Origin of the sequence: Pseudoalteromonas sp. TAE79, assembly GCF_000498015.1 — a bacterium.
Classification (GTDB): Bacteria; Pseudomonadota; Gammaproteobacteria; order Enterobacterales; family Alteromonadaceae; genus Pseudoalteromonas.
Genome location: NZ_AUTL01000263.1, coordinates 1 through 7,733, shown reverse-complemented (window position 1 = coordinate 7,733; position 7,733 = coordinate 1). Strand labels below are relative to the sequence as shown.

6 protein-coding genes and 3 pseudogenes are annotated in these 7,733 nt (G+C 37.5%); 3 read left to right on the top strand and 6 right to left on the bottom strand.

The window, feature by feature from the left end; translation table 11 throughout:
* The first annotated feature begins 866 nt into the window (after nt 1-866).
* Nucleotides 867-1,952, top strand: a complete 1,086-nt coding sequence (locus L655_RS0120590; protein ID WP_024606140.1) for a hypothetical protein — start codon at nt 867-869, stop codon at nt 1,950-1,952.
* 106 nt (nt 1,953-2,058) lie between these two features.
* On the opposite strand, the pseudogene L655_RS0120585 reads toward L655_RS0120590, so the two are convergent.
* Nucleotides 2,059-2,481: pseudogene (locus L655_RS0120585) on the bottom strand (dual specificity protein phosphatase family protein); the annotation flags it as partial.
* Nucleotides 2,482-2,745: 264 nt separating this feature from the next.
* Nucleotides 2,746-2,817 (bottom strand): annotated as a pseudogene (locus L655_RS1000000128220) (protein phosphatase); the annotation flags it as partial.
* An 89-nt stretch (nt 2,818-2,906) separates the two neighbouring features.
* Between L655_RS1000000128220 and L655_RS0120570 the strand changes: the two are divergent.
* Nucleotides 2,907-5,105 (top strand): exonuclease domain-containing protein, encoded by a 2,199-nt coding sequence (locus L655_RS0120570; RefSeq protein WP_024606138.1) that lies wholly within the window; start codon nt 2,907-2,909, stop codon nt 5,103-5,105.
* 44 nt (nt 5,106-5,149) lie between these two features.
* Here L655_RS0120570 and L655_RS0120565 read toward each other — a convergent pair whose 3' ends face one another.
* Nucleotides 5,150-6,034, bottom strand: coding sequence for a DMT family transporter (locus tag L655_RS0120565; protein ID WP_024606137.1), 885 nt, complete (start codon nt 6,032-6,034; stop codon nt 5,150-5,152).
* A gap of 105 nt (nt 6,035-6,139) precedes the next feature.
* Here L655_RS0120565 and L655_RS0120560 point away from each other — a divergent pair, with 105 nt between their 5' ends.
* Nucleotides 6,140-6,661, top strand: a complete 522-nt coding sequence (locus L655_RS0120560) for a sel1 repeat family protein (RefSeq protein ID WP_024606136.1) — start codon at nt 6,140-6,142, stop codon at nt 6,659-6,661.
* 2 nt (nt 6,662-6,663) lie between these two features.
* Here L655_RS0120560 and L655_RS1000000126865 read toward each other — a convergent pair whose 3' ends face one another.
* From L655_RS1000000126865 to L655_RS0120545, 3 genes and pseudogenes are all read right to left on the bottom strand, one after another.
* Nucleotides 6,664-6,816, bottom strand: a complete 153-nt coding sequence (locus L655_RS1000000126865; protein WP_076915306.1) for a DUF2496 domain-containing protein — start codon at nt 6,814-6,816, stop codon at nt 6,664-6,666.
* On the bottom strand, nt 6,800-7,081 hold the full coding sequence (locus tag L655_RS0120550; RefSeq protein WP_024599785.1) for a late competence development ComFB family protein: 282 nt from the start codon (nt 7,079-7,081) through the stop codon (nt 6,800-6,802). Before L655_RS0120550 ends, L655_RS1000000126865 begins: the two co-directional genes overlap by 17 nt.
* Before the next feature lie 51 nt (nt 7,082-7,132).
* Nucleotides 7,133-7,591, bottom strand: a pseudogene (locus tag L655_RS0120545) (histone deacetylase); the annotation flags it as partial.
* Between the last annotated feature and the right edge of the window lie 142 nt (nt 7,592-7,733).

Here is a 7,733-nt window from a genome sequence, read left to right as displayed (position 1 = left end):
AGCCACGGCAGAGATAAAAATTACGTAAAAAAGAGAGGTGTTTTCAGCTGTGTTGGCTGAGTGGGAAGGCGGAGTGTGCGTTGTCATTATATGCCCTGAAAGTTAAATTAAATATAAAAGAGCATAATATCGTAAAGCGCTATGGTTGAATATGCTTGTGCGGGTATAAAGGTTTTAGTTTGAAAATTTTAGCTTAAAGGCTTTAGTTTAAAGGGTTTAAAATTAGGTAACCGCCTTTTTAAATAACACAGACTGAATATTCAATAAATAATATGCACTTTATGGTCAGAGCCTGTTTACCAATATTACTGATCTCACTCATCTTGGTGTGTTTTTGCAATAACATAAACTGACATGGAGTTAAGTAATTGTTTACATGTGGTTATTTGGTGGTTAAGGTAAATGCATTGTAGTATTGGGATATTTTTGGGTTTATAAAGCGACAAATGTCGTAGACTAAGTTGTTATAACGAATATGGATATTTCATTTGAAACTTGATAGTTATAAAGTAAATAGGAAACATAGAGAGCAGATAGCAAAAGCTGACTGTACTCAATGGATTGTAAGTGAATGGGAAGAGGTTAGACTTTTTACTGTTGCTAAAAAAAATGAATGGGTTTGCACTAAAAATTGTTTATGAGCAATCGAGGGAAATGGTAAAAATTTTACCGAACTAGGAAGAACAGATAAAGATTTAGCCTATATAGCTAAGTATGTTACAAACCATAATCATGAATGGCATGGCTATCCTGTTACACCATCAAGAAGTGCTGATCGCCCACCTACAGCAATTTTAGACTGCTGGAGGAATAGAAATATTATTACCAAATCTCAACAAGGTAAAATCGTAAAGGGGAAATGGTAAATGAGTGTTTCAAAATTTTCTATAAGCATAGAAGGAGATTATGTAGACTCATATATTTATTCTGGCTTTCTAGTCCTAGTAGATATTGATTACAATCTGTCTATATACAAATGGGAAAAGTTGATTGCAAGTGGGCTAAAAGGTGTCGATCTCCTGAAGTCACTTTCACTTAGAAGTTTAATGATTGATAGTCGAAACTCCATTCCTAAAAACTCTTTGATTGAAGTCGTAATATCAAAAGAAAATTTAAATTCAGCAAAACTTTTTGCTCATGAAATCGGCGTGTGGCCTTCCGATATAAATGTCTATTCTAATAAGTTGTTCATCTCCTCAGAGAATGGGGTTGCTAGATTAAGTTTGGACTATAATACTGGCTCGTTGGATAATGAAATTAAACTGTTTGATGAAATGTGCTTCTCTTTATCTCCTAATTCATTTGGTCGTTTGGCTTTTGCAGCAGGTAAAGAAGGTGTTTTTACATTAATACCACTTTCACAATTCCATAATAGAAGTGATGTTAAACAGCTGATAAATGAAACTTGTATGGATCTGGATTGGCAATCTACCAAGTTACTGGCTCAAACTAACCAAGGAGTCATTGAAGCAACATATTCTAGTATGCCTTCAAAAGGTAGTTTTGATGAAGATAAAGCATTTTTCAATGCTGTGAAAGTAAATAAAAAAGTTCCCCCCAAAATTAACACTAATACAAACGTTCAAGCATCTTGGATTGCTGGTGATAAGTTATATTCATTAAAACATGATGGAGGAATTAAAGTTATAAATTTAAAAAATGATAATTCTGAATTTGAATTTGAATCAACTATTGATAAAAAATTACTTCGTGCTAGAACCGCCGCTTTTGGTACAGTATTAGAAACTAATGATGAACTGATTGGATTAATTGGAAATGAAAAAATACATTTAGCTAACGAGCCTGTAAGTTGGAGAGTATTTCCTAGAGCAAAAAATTATGCAAACCAGTTACATGTCATCCAAGATGATAGACTTGAAATAACGATAATAGAATCCACAGCTGATAATAATTATGGCTTTGATACTGAGAAAATAGACCAGCAGGGTTAGTGCTAATTCGTTATAACAAGTAGTTAAACCTATCATCGCTAATCCATAGCTAGCTTAAAAGTATTTTTAGCACTATTCATAGTGCTAAATCCTCCCCAATCACTGCCTACCCCTCAAAGTTATCAAAGTACTCTTTTTGCAATTCTATAGTCAGTGCTTTTGGGCGAATGCCTTGTACTAGGCCGTATACTTCTTCTTTTGTGTAACCTACCGAATTTAAAATAAGCGCAGCGACCAACCCTGTGCGACCAGTGCCGCCTTTACAATGTATGGCAATGGTTTGTTTGTGTTGTATGGCCTGTAATATGTCGGTTTTGTGGGTGTTCCAGCTTGATGTAAAAGGCTGTTTGGGTGCTTCGTCGTCATTTATAGGTAAATGAAACCACGTTATATCGTGCTTATTGCACTCACTATTAATTGTTTGTACGTTGTTTTTTTCAAGTTCTTTTTGCGGCATAAGCGAAAGCAGTATGTTAGTGCCAGCGGCCTTTAATGTGGCGATTGAATCCGCTAGGTTTTGTGTTTTTGTACTAGGGTCTGCTTATCTTTCGAGGTTAACTTTGCAGCAGCATGTTTGGTTTTTAGGCAAGGCAGAGCTTATGTAGTGTGGTGGTTTCCCATAAATAGGCGATAACGCAGTATAAATGCCAAACATGCGCTGCCCGAAGGGTTCTGCCTAGGGGGGATTGACTCTTTGTTGCTCTGCTTTTACTTAGCCCACTAGGTTACAAGCCTCGCGCCGCGATTAAATCCCCCCTAGATTGAACAAATTTAATCCTGAAAGGTCAGCAGGCCCTGAGCAAGGCGTAAAAATAATATTTGCGCCGTTATTAAGTGATAAAACATCGTATGGGTGCGCGCTCATGGTAAGTCCTTTATTTTTAATGAATTTGCTTTTATACACTCACTATAGCGTGTTTTAGTTACAAGTTTAAGATTGAATAATAAGCATAAATGCTAGATACTGTTTTTATATACAGTTATGGCGATATTATGAAAAAAGAATTACCAGCAAAATACTATTTAGCGCATTTTAGAGAGCTTATTGAGTTTGTAACTAGTAAATGTATGCATTTACTTGAGCCCAAACACAGCGAATTTATTAGTAAAATTAACCAGCTAGATGAGCAAAGCCAATGCATGTTGGCGCGTGTGTACTCGCGAAAGCCTTATTTAGTGCAGGCGCAATCGCTTAATTATGAAGAAATAACCTCGCCGCATCAGGCTATTTATACGCTAAAAAAAGCCGGTATTTTATTTGAGCCAAACGAGCAGCATTATTCGCAGCTTTTAGCGCACTTAACTAAGTCTTCTTTGGTTGAGTTGCTAAGTAATTACAGTGAGCAAATAAGTTTTAAAAAGAGTGCCGCTAAAGGCGCACTGGTGGATATTGCGCGGGAGTTTTTTAAAGACTGCCCACAAGAGCTTGCGCCACTTAATAGCCAGTATGTAATTAATAACCGCAGTGATTACTACGAGTATTTTGAGTTTTTATTTGCAGGTAAACTAAGCAGTGGTGATGTGAATCATCAAAACCGTTTTGTAATGCGAGACTTAGGCTTAACCGCTACACGCGAAGGACATAGCGAGAGCTTGTCACGCTTTGAAACACTTGACGAAGCGCAATCAAACTATTTACTAAACCGTTACCGGTTAGCATTTAAAAATATAACAGATGAGAGCGACTATGTTGCTCTAGCGTCGCAGGTTTTAGTGCAAGCTGCACATAGTGCAATAGCCGTTGTATTAAAAAACAAACTATTAGTTAGGCTTTATAGGCAGCTAAAAACAGTTGATAGCGAACTTGCTTTTAGTTTACTTGAAGGGTGCGTGGATGATAGCGAAGCACAAGAAATTCAAATAAGAGAGCAATACAGGCTTGGTAATAAAGAGTGGGTAAAAGCTCGATTAGAAGCCATTATCGAAAATCCACTTACTGATGATTTACTGTATTTTGCTGACGACTTTTTAATGCGTAAGTTTAATAAAAAAACACGTTCGCGTTTAAGTGCCATGCTTGCCGATACTCAGTGCGTGCTAGAAATAGATGAACTGTACAGAGGAGAAGTAGAGCAGGGCGTAAACGATTATTATACTCGCCAAGGTATGGCTGTATTTAATACCGAAAACACGCTTTGGCAAAGTTTGTTTGGTTTAGTATTTTGGCATGAGTTATTTATAGAGTCGCCTTATCCGCCATGCAATGAGTTTGATATTTATCCGCAAGTATTAAGGCTTGGTAATTTTTATGAAGCGCAGCAAACACAGATAAATGAGCGCTTAGCACAATGCCAGACGTCGCAAGCATTACTTAATTTGGTATGTAAAAATGCAGCGCAATATTTTGAGCAACCTAACGGCTTGTTTAGATGGCGTAGCAATTTATTAGAGCCACTAGAAGCGCTTATTTTAAACAGCCCTATTAAGGCGTTAATTGCGCACTTAACAGCCATGAGTAAACATTATTTACAGCTAAAAGACGGCTACCCCGACTTAATGGTCATTAATAATGGCCAAGTACATTTTGAAGAGGTAAAAGCCCCAGGCGATAAGCTTAGGCGCAACCAACTTACCACTATTGATAATTTAAAAAATGTGGGCTTTACAGTACACATTGCTGCGGTTAAATGGTTTGTAGATCCTAACCGTGTTTACAGCATCGTTGATATAGAAACCACCGGCGGCTTAAAAGGCGGTAACCGTATTACCGAAATAGGCCTTGTAAAAGTGCAATACGGTAAAGTAATTGATACTTGGACAAGCTTAGTTAACCCCGAGCGCCATATACCTGGCTTTATTACGTCATTAACCGGTATTAGCGACAGTATGGTTTACAACGCGCCTGTATTTGTCGATATAGTTAAGCCGCTATTAGATAAACTCGCAGGCAGTATTTTTGTAGCCCATAACGTTAACTTTGACTACGGCTTTATTAAAAAAGAATGCGAGATGGCAGGGCACTTTTTTAAAATGCCAAAAATGTGCACCGTGGTTGAGTCGCGCAAAGCGTTTAAAGGCTTAAAGTCGTATTCGCTGGGCAATCTCTCATCGCACTTTAATTTAAATTTGACCAGCCATCACCGGGCACTTGCCGATGCAACCGCGACTGCAGAGTTGTTGTTACTTATTCAGCAATCCCAAAGTAGTGAATAAGCAGTAAATCTTAACGCAAGAAGTAGTATGCACTTTTAAGGCACTTAGCTTGTTTTAGGTAAGTGCTTTTTTCGTGGTAAAAAACCAGTAACCAACATAGTGCCTACAATTACAAATAGTGCGCCTAATAATGTATTTGGCCCTATTTGCTCATCTAAAAATAAATGCCCCCAAAATATGCCAAATAATGGAATTAAAAATGTAACCGTGAGTGCTGAGGTTGGGCCTATATCTTCGATTAATTTAAAAAATAATATATACGCAAGCGCGGTACATACTACGCCCAGTACTAATACACCTAGCATAATGTTGGTGGTTGGAACTTCACGTATTGGCATAAATAAGATAAGCGGCAATACCATCAAGGTTGAAGCCCACATTGAGCCATGAGCGTTATCGAATGGAGCAAGCTTTGGCGCATTTTTAGTGTAATGCGATGCAATGGCATAGCAAAGTGAAGCACTCAATGCTGCTATTATAGACATTATTGATTGACTATTTAATACAAAGTGATTTTGCCCAACGACTATTGCAACTCCTATTAAGCCAAGTAGTAAACCAAGCACCATACTTTTATTGGGCTTTGTTTTTGTCCATAAAATACCAACTACTGCGCCCCAAATAGGGGTTGTTGAATTTAAAATTGATAAAGTAGAAGCGCTTATAGTTTGAGCTGCGTAAGCAAAAAATAAAAATGGTAGAGCAGAATTAAACGCGCCTATAATAAAAAAGTGTTTTTTGTGTTCAGTAAAGGCTAAGCGGCGTTTTAAATACAAAGCAACAATAAATAAAGTAACTGCAGCAAAGCCTACTCTAAGCTCAATTAATACCGCAGGCCCCAAGCTGTTAGCGGCCATTCGCATAAATAAAAAAGAAGCGCCCCAAATAGCGGCCAGAAAAAATAATCGCAGTAAGCTTGCTAAGGTCATGATAGTATTTTAATTATGCTGATTGGCTTTTAGAATAACAGGGTTTATAAAAAGTGTAAGCCATATTCGGAACTGGCATATAAAAATAATAAATTAAGGATAAGAATGAAAAAGTTCTCAGTAGCTTCTATGGTATTTATTACTTTGTTGGGGGGATGTAATTCAAGCCCAATCAACCTTTACAGTGATACCACCATGAAAAAGAATGAATATAATGGTATTAAAGCGTATCGAAAAGGACAGTTTGAGGCCGCTTTTAATTATTTAAAAGAGCCTGCTGGACTAGGCTATAAAAGTGCACAATACACATTGGCATTTATGTTTTTGAAAGGCCAATACTTGGAGCAATCTACTAAACTAGGGATGGGCTGGCTAGGTGTTGCAAAGGAAGCGGGGGTTGAAAATTGGTCTGCGCAATACGATGTATTTTACAGTGCAGCGACTGTGCAGCAAAAACAAGAAATAGACGAAATAGTTGCGTTGTATATAACGCAATTTGGCGTTAAAGCACAAAATATGACCTGTCGTCGTTCAACTTCGCCTAGGCGCACATTTGGTGAAGTTAAAATTGATTGCACTAAGCACGAAGGTATCGTTACCGAGTACGACGTACAAATAATAGAATAGAGTTATGGCTTTTCTAGCTTTTTTTCAAAGTCGCTTTTAACAATATCGAGTGCTTTTAAGACCTCTTCTGGAGCAACATTGTGTTGCTCTAGTATCATAATTAAATCTACTGCAAGTTTAATATGTGTAGGGGCTTGATCAAGTGGGTTGGTCATTTAACTCTTTCTTTTTTGATATTTGACTAATGGCGACATTTATTGCTGTTTGCACACGCTGTTCCATATGTATGCGTTCTGATTGCGGTAAATAAAACGCCATATCTACATCGTAGCGAATATATCGTGGCGGGAGCTGATTTAGTACCGTACAACAAAAGTCAGCCATTACATCTTCACCATATTTTTCATCAAGTTTAAGTTTGATAATTTCTTCAACTACAATCTTTTCGTAATAGTTGTGTATATCTTCGTGTAATCGCATATTCCCACCGCTTTAAAATAATCCGTTTAACTGAGTCTATACTAAGGCTTACTATAAATCGATAGCGGCTTTAAATAGTTGTTTATGAACATTAATTAGTGAACTCAAATTACGCTGATAACCGCCACCTAAAGCGCACATTAGTGGGATTTGATGTTGCTTACAGAAGTTGAGAACAAACAAGTCGCGCTCATATACGCCATTGAGAGATATATTAAACAAGCCTAACTCGTCTTTAGTGTAAATATCAGCGCCTGCATTATACAAAATAATATCAGGGTTATGTATGCGCACGCAAAAATCGAGAGCTTGCCTTAATGTAACAAGGTACTCATCATCGGTTGTTTTAGCGGGCAATGCAAAATCGTAAGTAGACTCTTGTTTATTACGCGGGAAATTTTGATCACAATGAATTGAGCAGGTAATAATTTGATTATAGTTTTGAGTGATTTTCGCTGTGCCATCGCCTTGGTGTACGTCGCAATCAAAAATTAAAACAGTGTCGGCTTGCTAATGCCGTTCACTTAAGGTGAACGGCTTTTTTATTTCTAGCGTACCGCTGCGGTCTTGGCTTGACTGAGCGAGGAAAACTTCGCTCCCTTCGAGGTTCTAGAATGAGGCTTTCTGCCATCGTATAAAAGTATTTTAACTG

What these genes read in the sequence shown, in the direction of transcription:
- L655_RS0120590 (WP_024606140.1), top strand. Translation starts at nt 867, where the DNA reads ATGAGTGTTTCAAAATTTTCTATAAGCATAGAAGGAGATTATGTAGAC.
- L655_RS0120550 (WP_024599785.1), bottom strand. Translation starts at nt 7,081, where the DNA reads ATGCGATTACACGAAGATATACACAACTATTACGAAAAGATTGTAGTT.
- L655_RS0120565 (WP_024606137.1), bottom strand. Translation starts at nt 6,034, where the DNA reads ATGACCTTAGCAAGCTTACTGCGATTATTTTTTCTGGCCGCTATTTGG.
- L655_RS0120570 (WP_024606138.1), top strand. Translation starts at nt 2,907, where the DNA reads ATGCTAGATACTGTTTTTATATACAGTTATGGCGATATTATGAAAAAA.
- L655_RS1000000126865 (WP_076915306.1), bottom strand. Translation starts at nt 6,816, where the DNA reads ATGACCAACCCACTTGATCAAGCCCCTACACATATTAAACTTGCAGTA.
- L655_RS0120560 (WP_024606136.1), top strand. Translation starts at nt 6,140, where the DNA reads ATGAAAAAGTTCTCAGTAGCTTCTATGGTATTTATTACTTTGTTGGGG.